Origin of the sequence: Nocardia brasiliensis NBRC 14402, assembly GCF_000308475.2 — a bacterium.
GTDB classification, from domain to species: Bacteria; Actinomycetota; Actinomycetes; order Mycobacteriales; family Mycobacteriaceae; genus Nocardia; species Nocardia brasiliensis.
The window spans coordinates 278,508-295,750 of record NZ_BAFT02000110.1; the positions used below are offsets into that span (position 1 = coordinate 278,508).

Annotated in this window: 16 protein-coding genes, 2 tRNA genes and 1 other annotated feature; of the genes, 10 read left to right on the plus strand and 8 right to left on the minus strand. The window is 66.9% G+C overall.

Going from position 1 to position 17,243, the window contains the following annotated elements; genetic code table 11:
* Positions 1-106: 106 nt before the first annotated feature.
* On the plus strand, positions 107-622 hold the full coding sequence (locus TY25_RS37465) for a cytochrome c oxidase subunit 3 (protein ID WP_162184257.1): 516 nt from the start codon (positions 107-109) through the stop codon (positions 620-622).
* 11 nt (positions 623-633) lie between these two features.
* Positions 634-903 carry a cytochrome C oxidase subunit IV family protein gene (locus TY25_RS37470; RefSeq protein ID WP_042264523.1) on the plus strand — a complete coding sequence of 90 codons (270 nt, stop codon included), beginning with the start codon at positions 634-636 and terminating at the stop codon, positions 901-903.
* 345 nt (positions 904-1,248) lie between these two features.
* On the opposite strand, the gene TY25_RS37475 is transcribed toward TY25_RS37470, so the two are convergent.
* Complete coding sequence (locus TY25_RS37475; protein WP_052383456.1) at positions 1,249-1,704, minus strand: hypothetical protein; 456 nt, start codon at positions 1,702-1,704, stop codon at positions 1,249-1,251.
* 3 nt (positions 1,705-1,707) lie between these two features.
* On the opposite strand from TY25_RS37475, the gene TY25_RS41075 reads away from it, so the two are divergent.
* Complete coding sequence (locus TY25_RS41075; protein ID WP_052383457.1) at positions 1,708-2,058, plus strand: MarR family winged helix-turn-helix transcriptional regulator; 351 nt, start codon at positions 1,708-1,710, stop codon at positions 2,056-2,058.
* Positions 2,059-2,464: 406 nt separating this feature from the next.
* Positions 2,465-2,887: a PPOX class F420-dependent oxidoreductase gene (locus tag TY25_RS37485; RefSeq protein WP_042264528.1), complete on the plus strand. Its 423-nt coding sequence runs from the start codon at positions 2,465-2,467 to the stop codon at positions 2,885-2,887.
* A gap of 1 nt (position 2,888) precedes the next feature.
* On the opposite strand, the gene TY25_RS37490 is transcribed toward TY25_RS37485, so the two are convergent.
* Positions 2,889-3,896 (minus strand): Lrp/AsnC family transcriptional regulator, encoded by a 1,008-nt coding sequence (locus tag TY25_RS37490; RefSeq protein ID WP_042264529.1) that lies wholly within the window; start codon positions 3,894-3,896, stop codon positions 2,889-2,891.
* A gap of 165 nt (positions 3,897-4,061) precedes the next feature.
* Here TY25_RS37490 and TY25_RS37500 point away from each other — a divergent pair.
* Together TY25_RS37500 and TY25_RS43085 are read left to right on the plus strand one after the other, a co-directional pair.
* A protein-coding gene (locus TY25_RS37500) for an IS3 family transposase (protein ID WP_106387042.1) occupies positions 4,062-5,305 on the plus strand; the annotation gives its coding sequence in 2 pieces (ribosomal slippage) (positions 4,062-4,356 and positions 4,356-5,305; 1,245 coding nt in all).
* Positions 4,349-4,477, plus strand: a sequence feature (AL1L pseudoknot). Its footprint overlaps the gene before it by 129 nt.
* A 47-nt stretch (positions 5,306-5,352) precedes the next feature.
* A complete protein-coding gene (locus TY25_RS43085; protein WP_156055184.1) occupies positions 5,353-5,511 on the plus strand; it encodes a site-specific integrase in 159 nt (52 codons plus the stop codon).
* Between the two features lie 112 nt (positions 5,512-5,623).
* Here the strand turns inward: TY25_RS43085 and TY25_RS37505 are convergent.
* A tRNA-Lys gene (locus TY25_RS37505) sits at positions 5,624-5,696 on the minus strand.
* 274 nt (positions 5,697-5,970) lie between these two features.
* On the opposite strand from TY25_RS37505, the gene TY25_RS37510 reads away from it, so the two are divergent.
* The gene (locus TY25_RS37510) at positions 5,971-7,185 is read left to right on the plus strand and encodes a L,D-transpeptidase (RefSeq protein WP_042264533.1); all 1,215 of its coding nucleotides are present in this window, start codon (positions 5,971-5,973) and stop codon (positions 7,183-7,185) included.
* Positions 7,186-7,231: 46 nt separating this feature from the next.
* On the opposite strand, the gene TY25_RS37515 is transcribed toward TY25_RS37510, so the two are convergent.
* Positions 7,232-8,368, minus strand: coding sequence for a bifunctional 3'-5' exonuclease/DNA polymerase (locus TY25_RS37515; protein ID WP_236639175.1), 1,137 nt, complete (start codon positions 8,366-8,368; stop codon positions 7,232-7,234).
* Between the two features lie 652 nt (positions 8,369-9,020).
* Between TY25_RS37515 and TY25_RS37520 the strand changes: the two genes are divergently transcribed.
* Positions 9,021-9,554: a GNAT family N-acetyltransferase gene (locus TY25_RS37520; protein ID WP_042264535.1), complete on the plus strand. Its 534-nt coding sequence runs from the start codon at positions 9,021-9,023 to the stop codon at positions 9,552-9,554.
* Positions 9,555-10,118: 564 nt separating this feature from the next.
* A complete protein-coding gene (locus tag TY25_RS37525) occupies positions 10,119-10,952 on the plus strand; it encodes a CoA transferase (RefSeq protein ID WP_042264537.1) in 834 nt (277 codons plus the stop codon).
* Between the two features lie 559 nt (positions 10,953-11,511).
* Here TY25_RS37525 and TY25_RS37530 read toward each other — a convergent pair.
* Together TY25_RS37530 and orn are read right to left on the minus strand one after the other, a co-directional pair.
* Positions 11,512-11,584 (minus strand) — tRNA-His (locus TY25_RS37530).
* A gap of 56 nt (positions 11,585-11,640) precedes the next feature.
* Positions 11,641-12,291 (minus strand): oligoribonuclease, encoded by a 651-nt coding sequence (gene orn, locus TY25_RS37535; protein WP_042264539.1) that lies wholly within the window; start codon positions 12,289-12,291, stop codon positions 11,641-11,643.
* A 223-nt stretch (positions 12,292-12,514) separates the two neighbouring features.
* Between orn and TY25_RS37540 the strand changes: the two genes are divergently transcribed.
* The gene (locus TY25_RS37540) at positions 12,515-14,281 is read left to right on the plus strand and encodes a helicase HerA-like domain-containing protein (RefSeq protein WP_042264541.1); all 1,767 of its coding nucleotides are present in this window, start codon (positions 12,515-12,517) and stop codon (positions 14,279-14,281) included.
* A gap of 51 nt (positions 14,282-14,332) precedes the next feature.
* Here the strand turns inward: TY25_RS37540 and TY25_RS37545 are convergent, their stop codons facing one another.
* The gene (locus TY25_RS37545; protein WP_042264543.1) at positions 14,333-15,607 is read right to left on the minus strand and encodes a diaminopimelate decarboxylase family protein; all 1,275 of its coding nucleotides are present in this window, start codon (positions 15,605-15,607) and stop codon (positions 14,333-14,335) included.
* A gap of 192 nt (positions 15,608-15,799) precedes the next feature.
* Complete coding sequence (lysA, locus tag TY25_RS37550; protein WP_014982428.1) at positions 15,800-17,143, minus strand: diaminopimelate decarboxylase; 1,344 nt, start codon at positions 17,141-17,143, stop codon at positions 15,800-15,802.
* Positions 17,144-17,243: the final 100 nt, after the last annotated feature.

A 17,243-nucleotide genomic window follows, 5' to 3' on the forward strand; every position in this document is an offset into this window, starting at 1 on the left:
ATGCTACTTTGAGACGATGGAACTCTCAATATCTCACGCAACGGAGCGTGGACCAGCCGACGCGGACCCCCACCGCAGGCGTGTCCCCGGTGAGGTGGGCTTGTGGGTGTTCCTGTTCGGCGATCTGGTGATCTTCGCGTTGTTCTTCGGCACGATCGCGTTCTACCACCGCGCCCGACCGGAGATGTTCACTGCGGGGCAGGCTCACCTGAGCGTGGGTTTGGGTGTACTCAACATCGTTGTGCTGCTGACGGGTTCGTTGTTCGTCGCGCTGGGAGTGCAGGCCGCGCGGCAGGGCTTGCCCCGTGCCGTCGGCTGCCTTCTGCTGGGCGTCGCCAGCGGGGTCGCGTTCGCCGCCGTCAAGACGATCGAGTACACCCGCGCGATCAGGGCCGGCCTGCTGCCGACGACCGACGACTTTTTCATGTCCTACTTCGTGTTCACCGGAATCCATCTCGGTCACGTCCTGATAGGCACCGCGCTACTGGCCGGGCTGGCGTACCTGGCGCGGCGGCCTGCGTTGACCGATGGGCAGCTGAAGTTCATCGAAGGCGGCGCGTGCTTCTGGCATCTGGTCGACCTGCTGTGGATCGCCCTGTTCGCGTTGCTCTACCTCGTCTAGGAAGCGCACAAATGTTTGTCCTGCTACGCCAGCGCCGACTGGTCCTCACCTGGCTGTTACTTGTTGCCGCTACCGGGATTTCGCTGCTGCTGGGCAGCGGACACACCACCGCGAGCACCCTTGGCGCGCTGGCGGTCATCACCATCACGTTCACCAAAATCTGGCTGGTCGGGTTCACCTTCATGGAACTCGATACCGCACCCCGGGTCCTGCAAATCCTGTTCACCAGCTGGGTCGTAGCCACCGCCGTCACCCTTGCAGGATTCTATGCCCTGAGCTGAGCACCGAGGACCCGCTGTACTGGGCAGATCAGTGCGTTTGGTCGCCGCGCCTTGGCCGATTTTTTCAGCCCGGTCAGCGGGCTGTTTGCGTGCGTTACGTCACGGTACATCTCGCTCTGTGAACCGCCCGCCTCCCGCGTGGCAGTGCATTGCGTGGCGGGCTGACGATGAAGTTCGGACACCCGAGGGAAGGGGAGGCGGCTCTGACCTGTGTGAGTCGGGCGTGGTCAACCGCTGTCGCTCCTCGCGGTCTTAGTTAATTACTCCGAGCACGCCCGCTTCTGCACAAATTGTGGAAGGCATTTTGTGGCCAGAGTTTCAGGATGACCGTTTGACCGGCCTGAGCTACGACTGTTGTTGTCCGGAAGGCGATTTCGATGCCTTGTGCCCACCGAAGTCGGGCCGATACTCGCGGGGCGAGTCAGGGGTTTGCGCGGTGAGGGTGGTTGCGGTGGGAGGTTGACCAACCCAGATCTGCTGGGAGGGGGTTTCGGGGTATGGGCCGGTGGTGGCGCCGGTGTTGTCGTAGAGGCGGGTGGGCTGGGTGTCGGGTGCATAGGCGGGCCAGCCCGGGTCGCCGGTGGTCGCGAAAGCTACCCAGTCGGTGCGCATTCGGGTGCCGAGGGCGACCGCTTGGGGTGCGGTCGGGTAGCCGAAGAACGCGAGTCCTTCGGGGGTGTCGTATGTGCCGAAAATCATCGGGAGGTCGATGGCGTGCCCGGCCCCGGCCGGGGTTTGGTCGTAGCGCAGTTCGTAGAGGGAGGTCTTGCCCTCCAGGCCGTCACCGCGGCCTGGCAGCACTTCATGCCCGAGATCACCGCACCTCAATACGCGGTCCTGGTGGCCCTGGACGAGCGCGGCGAACTGAACCAAACCCAGATCGGACGACTGACCTCGATGGACAAGTCCACCCTCGGAGCCATGCTCGACCGGCTCGAAGCGCGGGGCGACATCGACAAGGCCATCGACCCGAACAACCGCCGACGCCGGACGGTCCGGCTGACCAGCCAAGGCCGCCGGGTCGTGGCCGAACAGGAGGCAGCCGCGCTGGCCGCCGAAGCCTGGATCGTCGGCGCGTTAGGCGAAAACGAAGCACCTGGATTCCTCGCGCACCTGCGCACGCTCGCCCGTACTCCACCCCCGACATCCTCATAAACGCAGGGCGACGATCGCGATGGCACGCCTCAGCGACCGAGGACCCCTCCGGACAACCGCTCCGCGGCAGGAGCGGATGGTTGTTTTCAGCATTCGCGCGGGCGGTTCAAGTTCGATTCGGGCAGCGGGGGTGTGCTGGTTCAGAGCGGCCGGCAATCTCGCTGTGGAGTCGGATATCGCTGTTGGGGACCGGGGAAATGTCGAAATCGGCCGTAATAGCCCGGCGTGGCACGCGACATCGAATGGTTGGCGAATAGCGTTCCGTTCGTCAGCAAGTATTTCGCTATCGGCCAGATGTGTTCCGCAGATTCGGGACTGCCCCGGAACCCCGGCAGGTCGCTGAGGTTCCTGGGTCGCTGTGAAATGTTTACCGCCCCAGATGTTTTCATTGAGAAGGAGCCGGATTATGAGTCTGCCTGATGAGCTTGTTGCCATGTTGCGCCGCCCTAGCACCTGCTATTTGGCGACCTTGATGCCCGATGGGTCGCCGCAGCTCACGCAGACCTGGGTGGACACCGATGGTGAGAACGTCATCATCAACAGTGTCGAGACCCATATGAAAGCGCGCAACATCGCTCGTGATCCGCGAGTGGCGTTGACCGTCTCCGACCCGAGCGATCCGACGACCTTCTTCCAGGTCCGGGGCGAGGTCGTGAACACGACGACCGAGGGCGCCGAAGAACATGTCGAACGGTTGTCGCAGCGCTACCTCAACCGCCCGTACCCGCGGTTCACCGGTGGCGAGGAGGTCCGCGTGATGTTCATGATCGCACCGGAGAAGGTGAGCCGCACTCCTGCTCAACCGTTGAGCACCGCGAGCGTTCGATAGGTCACGCTGGCGCGGCGGCCCGGCGCAATGGCTGGTAGGTGAGCTGTTTTACCCGGCTCAGGAACAGTGTCGCGTCGATGTGCACGACACCGTCGAGACTGCCGAGCGGCCCGCTGAGGTAGGTGTAGAGGGCTGCGACATCGGTGACGACGACACCGGCGACCAGATTGGACGGGCCGCCGGTCGCCGCAGCGAAGACGACTTCCGGATGGATCGACAACTGCGCGCCCACACGAGCCAGCACGGGTGGCGCCGCGGTGATCCACAACAGGGCCGAAACCCGGCCACCGAAAAGCTCCGGCGCGAAGTCGGCGTCGGTATACACCGCGCCCGAGCCGAACAGCGCGGCCAGCCTCCTCTTGATCACCGACTCCGAAAGTCCGGTTGCGCGTGCGAGTTCCGGGGTGGTTGCCCGCCCGTCGGCTTCCAACGCGGTGACCACGGACTGGTCTTCGGCGGTCAGCTGGACCGCCCCGGACGGAAGTGCCGCGTCCAGATCGGGCAGCAGCGGAGACCGTATTGCGAGCGCCTGTTCATGGGTCAGTCCGTCGGGTCGTTGAGGCCAGCCGCTCGGTCCGCCGTGGAAGCGGTGCAGTACCTGCTGGGCTCGGATCTCGACGATGCTGGGGGTGCGGGGCAGCTTGCCGAGCAGCAGTTCGCGGTCTCCGCGCCGTGGGGCGCTGGCCATGCACACCACCTCGGTGCCGCCCGAGGCGAGCGCGACCCACGCGGTATCGGGCCGGCGAGCCAGAGCCGTGGCGATGGCGGCCGCGCCTTCGGGGGTGCAGCGCAGTCGCAGCATCCACAGATCGTGACCCAGGACCAGCGGATCACGTTGCAGGACCACCCGCAACCCACACTCCGCCCGGAGCCGACGGTAACGGCGGGCGATGGTCTGATCGGAGACGCCCAGCACCTGCGCGATCCGGCTGAACGGTGCCCGCCCGTCCACTTCCAGCGCGTGCAGAATGCGGCGATCGAGCGCGTCGACAATGTCGGGTTCGTCCACAGATCTCCTTGCCTGTGTCGGATCCGACTCAGATTAGCCAGTCCGTGCCGATGTCGCAGTTTTGCCGCGCCATTCTTGGGTTGCACCGCAACAGCCTGCGAAAATCGCACACTGAACCGTCACGGGTTGGGGGCCGCTTCTTCCTGGTGGAAGATGGTCGTCATCATGCCGAAGCGTTATCCCCCCGAGGTCCGTGAGAAGGCTGTTCGTTTGGTCTTGCAGCGCCGGGATGAGTTCGACTCGCCTTATGCCGCCGCCAAGGCGATCGGCCCGATGGTCGATGTGCATTACGAGACGTTGCGGGTGTGGGTGGTCAAGGCGTTGGCCCAGAAATCCCGGCCGGGCCAAAAGCAGGCTTCGGACCTGTCTGACACCGAACGTGACGAGCTTGCAAGGCTCCGCAAGGAAGTGCGAGATCTGAAGCAGACCAACGAGATCCTGAAGTTGGCGTCGGCTTTTTTCGCGCGGGAGCTCGACCCGCGACACCGTTGATCGTCGGGTTCATCGACGAATACCGCCAGGTCTATGGCGTCGAGTCGATCTGTGGTGCGCTCTCGGCGCACGGAATCCAGTTCTCGCCAAGGACTTACCGCAAAGCACGCCGCCGGCCCGCCTCGGCCCGCGATATCGCCGACGCCCATGTGGAGAACGTGTTGCGTGATCTGACAGGCAGCCCGGAGCACATGTATGGGCGCCGCAAGATGACCCGCTATCTGCGTCGCCGCGGCCACCAGGTGGCTTTCTGTACCGTCGACCGGATCATGCGCGAACTGGGCCTCAACGGGGTCGTGCGAGGCCGCAGACATCGGACCACCATCCCGGATAAGGACGGGATCCGCGCCGGTGACAAGCTCAACAGGGATTTCACCGCCACCGCACCGAACCTGGTGTGGGTCGCTGATTTCACCTACGTCTCGACCTGGACCGGGTGGGCATACGTTGCATGCGTTTTCGACGCCTACTCTCGCGCGATCGTCGGTTGGACCACCGCTGCCACGAAGACCACAGCGCTGGTGTCCAAGGCGCTGAACATGGCTTTGTGGCGCCGTGATCACTACGGGCATCCGGTCGAGCCCGGATTGATCCATCACAGCGACGCAGGGTCGCAATACACCTCGGTGAAGTTCGCCGAATCTCTTGCACTACAAAGGCTCTCGGCATCGATCGGCTCAGTCGGCGACGCCTACGACAACGCTCTGGCGGAATCGATCATCGGCCTGTTCAAGACCGAGGTCGTCAACCGCCTCGGCCCATTCAAGACCCTGTCCGAGGTCGAGTTCACGCTCATGGAATGGGTCGACCGGTACAACAACGCACGCCTGCATTCCTGGCTGAACTACATACCCCCAGCCGAATACGAGGCCGCGTACTACTCTCAACAATCGCCACGCCGACCGGCGCTGGCCTGAATCAGAAGCCGGTCCCTTACCCGTGACGGTTCACGTTCCGGAAGGCAGTGGCGACGCTGATCGCCGAGGCGTCGGATTCGAAGACCGCCGCCAAGCAGTTGGGGCACTCGCGCGAGGGGATCACCGAGCGGCACTACATCGCGTCACCCGAGCAGGCCCCGGACTCGTCGGCGGTGCTGGAGCTGGGTTTCGGTGGGGACAGCTGACGAACACGGCTGGGTGCGCGAATGTTTGGGATATTTTGGGAACGGTCCGATCCGCCTGGCGAAACGAAAACGGCCCCTGACCTGTAATGCCAGGTCAGGGGCCGTTTTAATGTGCGCCATCAGGGACTCGAACCCCGAACCCGCTGATTAAGAGTCAGCTGCTCTGCCAATTGAGCTAATGGCGCTTGCTCCGTGTTCCGGTGCGTGAGAAACCTTAACAGGCCGAGGGCGCAGATGTGAAATCGCGCCCTGACCGGCGCGGATGGGTGCATCGGTTGCCGTGTTAACAACGGAGGGGGTGGTTCGGATCTATCCCGTGTAACACCACTGTGTCGACGCGGGATTCGCGTTGGTGCGAGACCTTCGGACTGGCAGAATGTCCGAATGTGGTCTCGACCGTTCCGCAGACACGGCGGGTTGAGCTGTAGCGGGCGGGATCGACTTGAAACGGGGTTGAAGATGAGCGTTGGACGAGGTCGGCGTCGGTGGATACGACATATCAGCGGGCCTGTTGCCGTGCTGGCGGTGGCAGCGTTGGCCCTGTCGGGTTGCTCCTCGTCGAGCACGACGGACTCGTCCACGGTCATGATCGACCGTAATCCGATGCTGGAGTTGATCAAGCCGAAGTTGATGTCCCCGGTCAAGGACGGCGATGTCGGAGTGTCGCCGGGCGTGCCGCTGGCCTTCCATGTCGAGGACGGCCGGTTCACCAATGTGACGTTGGTCAACGCGCAGGACAAGCCGGTGGCAGGCAAGCTGGCCGCGGACGGCCGGTCGTGGGAGACCACCGAGGTGCTCGGCTACGGCAAGACCTACCGGTTGAAGGCGGACGCGATCGGCCTCGGCGGCGCCAATTCGGCGACGTTGAGTTTCACCACCAGTTCCCCCGACAGCCAGACCAAGCCGTATCTGCTGCCCGGCGAGGGCGAGGTCGTCGGCATCGGCCAGCCGGTCGCGGTGCAGTTCGACGAGAACATTCCCGACCGCAAGGCCGCCCAGGATGCGATCAAAATCACCACCGAACCCCCGGTGGAGGGCGCGTTCTACTGGGTGAACAATCGCGAGGTCCGGTGGCGGCCGGAGAACTTCTGGGCACCGGGGACCAAGGTCACCATCAACGTGAACGTCTATGGGCGTGACCTCGGCAACGGTCTGTTCGGGCAGGACAACATCCAGTCGTTCTTCACCATCGGCGATGCCACGATCTTCACCGCCGACGACAACACCAAGCAGGTGGTGGTCGAGCAGAACGGCCAGGTGATCAAGACCATGCCGACCTCGATGGGCAAGAACAGCACCCCCACCGACAACGGCATCTACATCGTGGGCGACCGGTTCGACAAGATGATCATGGACTCGTCGACCTACGGCGTGGCGGTGAACTCGCCGGACGGATACAAGACGCCGGTCGACTACGCGACCCGAATCTCCTACAGCGGCATCTTCTTCCACTCCGCGCCGTGGTCGGTCGGGCAGCAGGGCTACAGCAACACCAGTCACGGCTGCCTGAACCTCAGCCCGGCCAACGCACAGTGGGTGTACCAGAACGCCAAGCGCGGCGACATCACCATCATCAAGAACACGGTCGGCGGAACCCTTTCCGGCACCGACGGACTCGGGGACTGGAACATCCCTTGGCCGGTGTGGAAGGCGGGCAACGCGGACCGCGGTTAGCCACCGGGTTCGGGCGGGCCATCGGTGTGAACCGGTGGCCCGCTTGCTATTTGGCGTCGAAGTAGCATTCGACGATCGCCGTGGTGAACGGAAAACGGACCGGCGTGGCGCCGAAGGTGATGCGCCCCGCGTTCTCCGCGGCGGTGGTGATCGCGGCGGCGACCGTCTCGGCTTCCTCGGCCGGACAGTGCACGATGACCTCGTCGTGCTGGAAGAAGACGAGTTCGGCGCGCAGCCCGGCGTGCGACATCGCGTGGCGTAGGCCGGCGAGCAGCAGCAGTGCCCAGTCGGCGGCGCTGCCCTGCACGACGAAGTTCCTGGTGAACCGGCCGCGGGCGCGGGCCGCGGAGGTGCCGAACCCGCGGAACTCCTCTTCGTCGTGGGTCGGCTCGACCTCCGGCGCGGTGACCGGCGGGCAGGTGCGGCCCAGCCAGGTACGCACCAGACGCCCCTCCTCGCCGGCGTGGGCGGCGTCGTCGACATAGGCCATGGCGGCCGGATAGCGGCGGCGGAGTTCGGCCACGTGGGCGAGGGCGTCACCGGAGGTCTGGCCGTACATCGCGCCCAGCATGGCGATCTTGGCTTGGTCGCGTTCGCCGCCGAACGCATGGGCCGCCAGATCCGCGTACAGGTCGTCGCCGCGACCGGCGAGTTCCATCAGCCCGGGATCGCGCGACACCGCGGCGAGCACGCGCGGCTCCATCTGGGCGGCGTCGGCGACCACCAGCCGCCAGCCGGGATCCGCGCGGATGGCTTGGCGGATCACTTTCGGAATCTGCAACGCGCCACCGCCATTGGTGGTCCACCGGCCCGAAACCGTGCCGCCGGGCAGGTATTCGGGCCGGAACCGGCCGTCGTGCACCCACTGTTCCAGCCAGGACCAGCCGTTGGCGGTGTGCAGCCGGTAGAGCGACTTGTACGCCAGCAGCGGCGCCACCGCGGGATGATCGATCCGCTGGAGTTCCCATTTTCGCGTGGACGACAGTGAAATACCTACGCGGGCAAAAGCTCTGATGATGTCCTGGGGTAGGTCCGGGCGCACCCGCACGCCGTTGCCGAACGCGCGGGACACCTCGTCGGCCAGTTCCGCCATCCGCCGCGGCTCCAGCCCGCCCGGAAAGCGTTCGCCCAGTAAGTTGTCCAGCAACTCGCGGTGGACGTCCGCGCGCCAGGGGATGCCCACGAGGTTTAGTTCCCGTGGCCACCAGCATGCCCGCCGATTCGGCGGCGAGCAGGAGGCGCATGCGGTCCGGGTGTTCGGTTTTCGCGGTCCGGGCCACCTGCGCCGCGTAAACCTCCAGCAGCGCGGCGAATTCGTCGACGCCGGGCGGCAGTGGCGCCGGGCCGGAATCGAACAGGGACGGCTGGGTCTCGGCGGCCCGGATCGGCGCGTCCGGCGGGACGGGCAGGTTGTGCAGGCGGGCCCACGCGGCCGCGAGCGAGCGGGCTTGGCCCGATTGGCCTTCCTCGTGGCCGATCAGCAGCGACTCGGCGGCCTGCACGTCGTAGCAGCGTGCCACGCGCACGCCCGCCGCCAGCAGCGGACGATAGATGTCGGTGGTACAGCGCCACACCCACCGTTCGACCTCGGGCCGGGACCGCACGGCCGCCGCGAGCGACGGCTCGTCCACCACCGGGCCTGCCGGTCTGCCCTCCTGGTCGAGTGGGCACAGCCGGGCGCCGCCGTCGCCTGTTTCCGCCACCGCCCACCGCATGCCCAGAGTCTGGCAGCAGGGACCGACAATTCGGTGCGACGCTCGCTCGGGGCCAGATGCGCGGTCCGGACACCGCAAAATGAGGTGCCGACTCGCGTCCCGGTGCGGTGAACTCGACCCATGAGGATCAGACCGGGAGCCGGGCCGGACGCCGAGTCCGTAGCGGCGCTGCACACGCATAGCTGGCAGACCGCCTACGCGGGCATCATGCCCGACGCATATCTGCACGGATCGTTGCTCGAGGACCGGCTCGCGCTCTGGCGGAACCGCCTCGACGGCGCACCGTCGGACGGCACGCTCTTCATCGCCGACGACGCGGACGGGCTCCTCGGCTTCGCCTATCTCGTCCCGCGTACCGACGGCCGCCTCCTGATCGACAACCTGCACGTCCAGCCGCGGCTGAAACGTTCCGGTATCGGCGGGCGCCTGCTGCGGCACGTCCTCGCCTGGGCCGCCGCCGAACACCCCGGCACCACCGTCTACCTCGAGGTCCTGAAAGACAACACCCCCGCGATCGCCTTCTACGAACGCAACGGGGCCACCCGCACCGACGAACGCACTGCCCACTTCGAGCAGGGCTTCGACCTGCCCGAACTCGAATACACCTGGTTCCCAAGGGATCTGACCGGTCCGGTGTTGCTCTGGAACCGCTGACGGCCATCGGCCCGCAGCACTCGCCCCGCGCTACCGTGATCGGCACGGGTGGCGACGCTGAGAAGGCTCAGCTGCGCACTGCAGGTCCACCACGTGGTCGACCATCACGTGGTTGCTCACCGCGAGGATGACTCCGCCGCCGAGATCCGCACGATCGCTGCTCGACCATGATCGTCGAGCCCTGCGCCGTGGCCGGCGAGGTCTCCCGGGCTGCCCTTTCTCGGCCGGGCTGACCCCTGCCAGTCGCGCGGGCTTCCCGTCTGCCGGGGAGGAACACGGCCGGGCTGCCCTTTGTCAGCGGGGTTGACCCTTGCCAGTCGCATCGGCTTTCTGTCGGCCGGAGAGGAACACGGCCACCCGCTGAGCAGTAGCAGGTGGCAGGGGTCTTTGGTCGACGGTTATGCCGTGACCGGTCCTCGTCGTCGGTGTCCCCTCGATATGTGTGCCCTTCAATGATGCGAGCGCTGCGCTGCGTGCCATGGGCGGGGCGTCGATCGTGCCTAAGTGTGAGACATCGGTTACGGTGCAGACAACTCGCAGACGATACAACTGTATCGTCGCGGTATGGAGAACACCGCAGTGCAGCCGCTGTCCGGGGTCCGGGTTGTTTCCCTGGCCGTGAATCTGCCCGGACCGCTCGCGGCCGCGCGACTCGCGGAACTCGGCGCGCACGTGATCAAGGTGGAGCCGCCGGGTGGGGATCCGCTCGCTGCCGCCGCGCCGGACTGGTATCGCGCGCTTATCGAGAATCAGGAGATCGCTTCGCTCGATCTGAAACAGGACGCGGACCGACGCAAACTCGACGACCTGCTGCAGCCCGCGGATCTGCTCATCACCTCGATGCGGCCCAGCGCGCTCGTGCGATTGGACCTCGCCCAGCCGCAGGAGCGTTTCCCGCGACTGTCGCTGATCGAGATCGTCGGCCACGCCGACGACCCGGAACTGCCCGGTCACGACCTGAACTATCAAGCCGTACACGGCACGCTCGTCCCGCCGCAGATGCCGACGGTGCCGATCGCCGACATGCTCGGCGCCGAGCGAACCGTCTCCACGGCGCTGGCCGCGCTGGTCCGTCGCGCGGAAACCGGTGCGGGACAACCGTATCGCGTGGCGCTGGAGGAGGCCGCCGCCCGCGCCGGCGATGCGGTCCGCTATCGGCTGATGGGTACCGACGCGATCCTCGGTGGTGCGTTCCCGGGATACGGCATCTATCGATGCGCCGACGGCTACGTCGCGCTCGGCGCCGTCGAACCCCACTTCTTCATGCGCGCACTGGCCACTTTCGGCGCCGACGGCAGCCACGAAAGCCTGCGTACCGCGTTCGCCGACAAGTCCACCGCCGAACTGGAAGCGATCGCCGCCGCCAACGACCTCCCCCTGAACGCCGTCCGCCCCTAGCCCCACCCTTTCCTCGCACCACTTCTGTTTCCTCGCACCCCCTCTGCCATGCCACAGCGAGTGCGAAGGATCAGAAAGAGTGCGAGAGCATGCCCACGCCGCGTCGGCTGCACTGCGCTCCCGCGCTCGACGTTCGCTTGGTTTCCGAGCATCGGGAGCGACTCGGTGCCGAAGGCGGCCGCAGGGTGGAGGTGCTCGACTGGCACGGCGCGCACGTTTCGCCTTCCCGCGCGCGTGTCAGCGTGCAGACACGCGCGCGGCGTAATGGAAAGTGCGCGGCGGCCCCTCGGCCGCGTGGTGGCCGCCCGCCAGGCTCGGTCATGCGCTTGGCCTCGCCGGCGCGCATATTTCGCTTCCCGCGTGCGTGTCTGCACGCTGACACGCGCGCGGCGTAACAAAGAGTGCGCGGCACACCACATGCAGGCGCTTTGGGCCGCAGGTCGACGACGTGCCCCTCGGGGAACTCGCCTCCAGGTCGACGCAGCAGGCCGTAACAGCCGCCCACAACCTCGCCAAACAAAAGGGCCAGGTCAGGGATTAACCTGACCTGGCCCGTGCGGGTGACCGACGGGACTCGAACCCGCGACAGCCAGGATCACAACCTGGTGCTCTACCAACTGAACTACGGTCACCATTGCCGGGATGAATACCGGCGCCGTCGATATTAGCGTGTCTACCCTTCGAGTCCCTAATCGGTTTCCGGCACGCCGCTGACCTGGGCTGATTCGACGGTCGATGCGGCGGCGCCGATCTCGGCGGCGACGGCGGCGATCTCCGTGGTGGTCGGGCCGGGGGGCGTGACGAACGCCGTGCGCCGGTAGTACTCGAGTTCGCGGATCGATTCCTTGATGTCGGCGAGCGCGCGGTGGGTCAGGCCCTTCTCCGGCTGGCCGAAGTAGATGCGCGGGTACCAGCGACGGCACAGTTCCTTGATCGAGCTCACGTCGATCATGCGGTAGTGCAGGTGCGCGTCGAGCGTGGGCATGTCGCGGGCGATGAAGCCGCGGTCGGTGGCGATCGAGTTGCCCGCCAGCGGCACTGTCCGCGGGGTCGGCACGTATTGGCGGATGTAGTCGAGCACCTGTTCCTCGGCCTCGGCCATGGTGACGGTGGAGCGGCGTACCTCTTCGGTCAGCCCGGAGCGTGCGTGCATGTCGACGACCACCGGGGGCATCGCGGCCAGCGCCGCGTCGTCGGCGTGGATCACGATGTCCACGCCGTCACCGAGGATGTTGAGGTCGCTGTCGGTGACGAGCGCGGCCACCTCGATCAGCTTGTCGCTGTCCAGGCGCAGGCCCGTCATCTCGCAATCCATCCACACCACATATTTGTCCGACACGGCAGCAACATTAGCTCTGTCCGATTTGCGCTGCCTTCGCGCCGCGTGTTCTCGGCGGGGTGTCCCGCCGGGTTTACCGGTGTGGCGACAATCTCGGCGGGGTGTGCCGCTCCTGATCGGGCGTTGCGGGGATACAGTTTCGGGCAGATCGGCACAGGCGTTTCGGTACGACAGCAAACACTGCGTTAGCAGTTCGAGTCAGACCCCAGACGGAGGACGTGCGATGACTACGCCCCAGGAGAAGGCGGCCGCGGCGCGTAAGGCTGCCGAGGAGGCGGCGCGGGTAGCGGCGGAGGCGGCGGCTGCCGCGGAGGAAGCGGAGCGCGAGCTCGCCGAGCAGGAGGCGGGGGCGAGTAAGGCGAAGGCGCAGAGCGCGGCGGCGAAGGCCGACGAAACCGCTGCTGCCGCCGAAGCTGCCGCGGCGAAAGCCGACAAGAAGGAAGCCGCTGCCGCGAACGACGGCACAGGGTCGGCGGCCGCGCAGGAGATCGCCGCCGGCTACGCCTTCGACGGGGCGGCGTTGGAACTCGGCACGGTGGTGGTCGACGGCGAGGTGGATACCACGGCGCGCGTGCGCATCCCGATGCGCACGATGAACCGGCACGGCCTGGTGGCGGGCGCGACGGGTACCGGTAAGACGAAGACTTTGCAGGGCATCGCCGAACAGCTCTCGCGCGCAGGCGTTCCCGTGGTCCTCGCGGATATCAAGGGTGACCTGTCCGGTCTTTCGCAGCCGGGTCAAGCCAACGACAAACTCAGTGCCAGGGCGGCCGAAACGGGTGCGCAGGACTGGGCGCCGACCGGGTACCCCACCGAGTTCGTCTCGCTCGGCACCAACGGAATCGGGGTGCCGATCCGCGCGACGATCACCTCGTTCGGCCCGGTGCTGCTCAGTAAAGTGCTGGGGCTCAACGAGACTCAGGAATCGACGCTGGGTTTGATCTTCCACTGGGCGGACAAGAACGGTCTCGCCCTGCTCGACCTGAAGGATCTGCGTGCCGTCATCACGCATCTCACCAGCCCCGAGGGCAAGGAGGACCTCAAGGGCATCGGCGGCGTCTCGGCGGCCACCGCGGGCGTGATCCTGCGCGCGCTGGTGAACCTCGAGGCCGACGGCGGTGACACGTTCTTCGGTGAGCCGGAACTGGATCCGGGCGATCTGGTGCGGGTCGCGGGCGGCCAGGGCGTCATCACGCTGTTCGAGCTCGGCGCCCAGGCGGCACGGCCGGTGATGTTCTCCACCTTCCTGATGTGGGTGCTCGCCGACCTGTTCCAGACGCTGCCCGAGGTGGGCGATATCGACAAGCCGAAGCTGGTGTTCATCTTCGACGAGGCGCACCTGCTGTTCGCGGACGCTTCCAAGGCCTTCCTGGATCAGGTGGAGCAGACCGTCAAGCTGATCCGTTCCAAGGGCGTCGGCGTGTTCTTCTGCACCCAGCTGCCCACCGATATCCCGAACCCCGTGCTGTCGCAGCTGGGTGCGCGCATCCAGCACGCGTTGCGCGCCTTCACCCCCGACGATCAGAAGGCGCTGTCGAAGACGGTGCGTACCTACCCGAAGACCAGTACCTATGATCTGGAGAAGGCGCTCACCTCGCTCGGTACGGGTGAGGCCGTCGTGACGGTGCTTTCGGAGAAGGGCGCGCCGACCCCGGTGGCGTGGACCAGGATTCAGCCGCCGCGTTCACTGATGGACACCATCGGTGACGACGCGATCAAGTCGCGCGCGCTGTCGAGTTCGTTGCACGGCAAGTACGGTCAAACTGTCGACCGGGAGTCGGCTTATGAGATTCTGGCCGCGAAAGTGGAGGCGGCAGAACAGAATCCGGAGGTCGTCGCGCCCGCGCCGGGGCGCTCCGCGAAGGGTGGCGACGAGTCGACCGCCGAGCGGATCATGAAAAACCCTGCGGTGAAGAGCTTCCTGCGATCCGCTGCCACCGCGGCGGGCCGGGAGATCAGTCGCAGTATCTTCGGCACGCGCAAGCGCTGACCGGTTCCCCCCGACTCGGCCTGCCGGATCGGGGGGAACCGGTAGCTGTTTTCAGCTCGCGTCGCGATCCAGCAGGTGCGGTTCACGGCGGAGCAGTTCCGTGCATCGGCCGCCCCGCACGCCGATCACCGACATCGCAGGCCCGCGATGGTATGCACCGGTGCACGGCACGGCCAGTATTTCGCCGGGGCGTAGGTCGGCGGGCAACCGTACGTCGGCCGCGAGGATGACGTCGCCCGCGCGCCCCGCGACGGTGGCGCTGGACAGCGGCCCGGACGGCCGCCGATTCGCCACCACCGTGCCCGCGTAGGCGCCGTTGCCGCCGCGCTCTTCGCTGTCGATGACGACCGAAATACGGCCGCCGTCATTGTGTTTCACCGACAGGACGCGGTACAGCGTGACACCCGCGCGCGCGACGATGCCGCGTCCCGGCTCCATCGCGATGTTCGGCCGGGGGAAATGCTGTTGCGCACACGCGGCGTCGAGGGCGTCCTCGATGATCGCGGCCAGCTCGGTGAGGTTCATCTCGGCGTCACCGTTGCGGTACGCGATGGCGTGACCGCCACCCAGGTCCAGATCGGTGAGCAGGCGCTCGTGGTCGCGGCGGACCTGCGCCATCTCGGCGACCAGTCGCCGGATCGCCTCGCCGTAGTGGTCCGGGTTGTAGATCTGCGAACCGAGGTGGCAGTGGAAGCCGATCAGTTCGAGCGTGGGCGTGCCCAGTACTCGGGCCACCGCGGTGGCGATGTCACCGAGCGCGAAGCCCGGGGCGTCGGCGTCGTCCCAGGTCGGGTAGCCGTCGCGGCCGATCCCCGGCGCGACGCGCAGCAGCACGCGCTGCGGTCGGGTGGCGATCGAGGCGAGCACGCCGATCTCGTCCAACGATCCGACCACGATCCGGCCGACCCGTCGGGCCACCGCGGTCTCCAGCGTGGCGCGCGGAGTCCGGTTGGCATGCAAGATGATTCGCTTCGGATCGACGCCCGCGGCGAAGGCGGCGGTCAAGTCCGCCGCCGTGCCCGCGACCACCGAGAGCCCCTCGGCGGTGACCCAGTTCGCGATGCCGCGGACCAGCAAGGCCGTTGCGGCGTAGCCGATCTCGGCCTCGGCGAAGATCTTGCGGTATACCCGGCAGCGCTGTCTGACCTCGCGCTCGTCGACCACCCGCAGCGCGGTGCCGTAGCTGTCGGCGATCTCGGTGAGCGCCACACCGCCGAGCACGATCCGGCCCCCGGCGTCGTAGGCGGCGCCGGCGGGCCACACCGCGGAATCCAGCTTTGCGGCCGCTCCCGGCCGAGGTGGCGACAAGAAGTCCACTAGCGTCACGGCTGCTCTCCTGATCCGCTCCCCGCTTTCGCTGTGCTGCGGGGCCTATCAACTACTACGCCCTTGCGTAGACCCGGGGCGGGTCGCTTAGCGCAACCTTGACCACCGGCCCCGCGATCTTGACGAATCACTGACAAGCGCCGAGCGCGTACCGGCCTGTCGCACGAGTCGGACAGGCCGGTGCGAACGCGCTCAGTACCCGACGTCGCGGCTCAGCAGATCCGCGGTGGTCTCCCGGCGCACCAGCTCCCGGCACTGCCCGTGGCGCACCGCGACGATCGGCGGCCGGCCCACGCTGTTGTAGGACGACGCGAGGCTGTGGTGGTAGGCGCCGGTGCTGGGCACCGCGAGCACCTCGCCGGGGCGCAGGTCGACCGGCAGCTGCACGTCGGTGGCCAGGATGTCGCCCGCCTCGCAGAACCGTCCCGCGACCGTCGCGGTCATGCTCGCGCAGGTGGGGTGCCGGTTCGCGACGACGACGCTGTAGCGCGCCCCGTACAGCGCGACGCGCGGGTTGTCGCTCATGCCGCCGTCCACGGTCACATAGGTGTGCCCGCCTTCGATGTGCTTGACCGAGAGCACCCGGTACAGCGTCACGCCCGCGTGCGCGACGATCGCGCGGCCCGGTTCCAGCGAGATGGTCGGGCGCGGGAAGTGCTGGCGCGCACAGGCCGCGTCGAGCGCGTCCTCGATGATGGCGGCCAGGTCGGCGAGGTCCATCGCGATATCGCCGGTGCGGTAGGCCACCGCATGCCCGCCGCCGAGGTCGAGCTCGGTGAGCAGGTGGCCGTGGTCGGCCCGGACCCGCGCCATCTCGGCGACCATCCGGCGCACCGCCTCGCCGTAGTAGTCCGGATCGTGGATCTGCGAGCCGAGGTGGCAGTGGAAACCCACCAAATTCAGCTTGGGCTGGCGCAGGATGCGCGCGACCGCCTCGGCCGCGGTGTCGCCGCCGAGCGGGAAACCGAACTTCTGGTCGGTGACACCGGTTTTCACCGCGGGATGTCCGTGCACGTCGATGCCGGGGGAAAGGCGGAGCAGGACATTCTGCGAATCGGTGACCAGCGCCGAGAGCAGGGTGATCTCGGCCAGCGAGTCGACCACGATGCGGCCGACCCCGGCCTGCACCGCGGCGGTCAGTTCGTCGAACGATTTGCCGTTGCCGTGCATGATGATCCGCCGCGGCGCGACGCCGGCGGCGAGTGCGATGGCCAGCTCCCCGGCGGAGCACACGTCCACCGACAGTCCCTCCTGGGAAACCCAGTTGGCGACCGCGCGGATCATCAAAGCCTTACCGGCGTAGATGATCTCGGCCTCGGGGAAGGCCTTGCGGTAGGCCCGGCAGCGTTCCCGGACCTCGCGCTCGTCCAGGACGTAGGTCGGAGTGCCGTACTGGTCCGCGATATCGGCGAGGGCGACCCCGCCGATCGTTATGCGGCCCGCGTCGTCGTAATGCGTGTCCCGCGGCCATACCGCCGAGTCGAGGCGCGAGGGCATTCCCGACTTCAGCGACGGGAAAATTTCGAGCAGCGTCACGGTGTCTCCTGTGTGCGCCCCCGCTATTCCGTATGCGGGGCCGTTGTCAGGACTACGCCGATTCCCCCTGGGCAAACGTCCAGCTTACGGGTGCTTGACG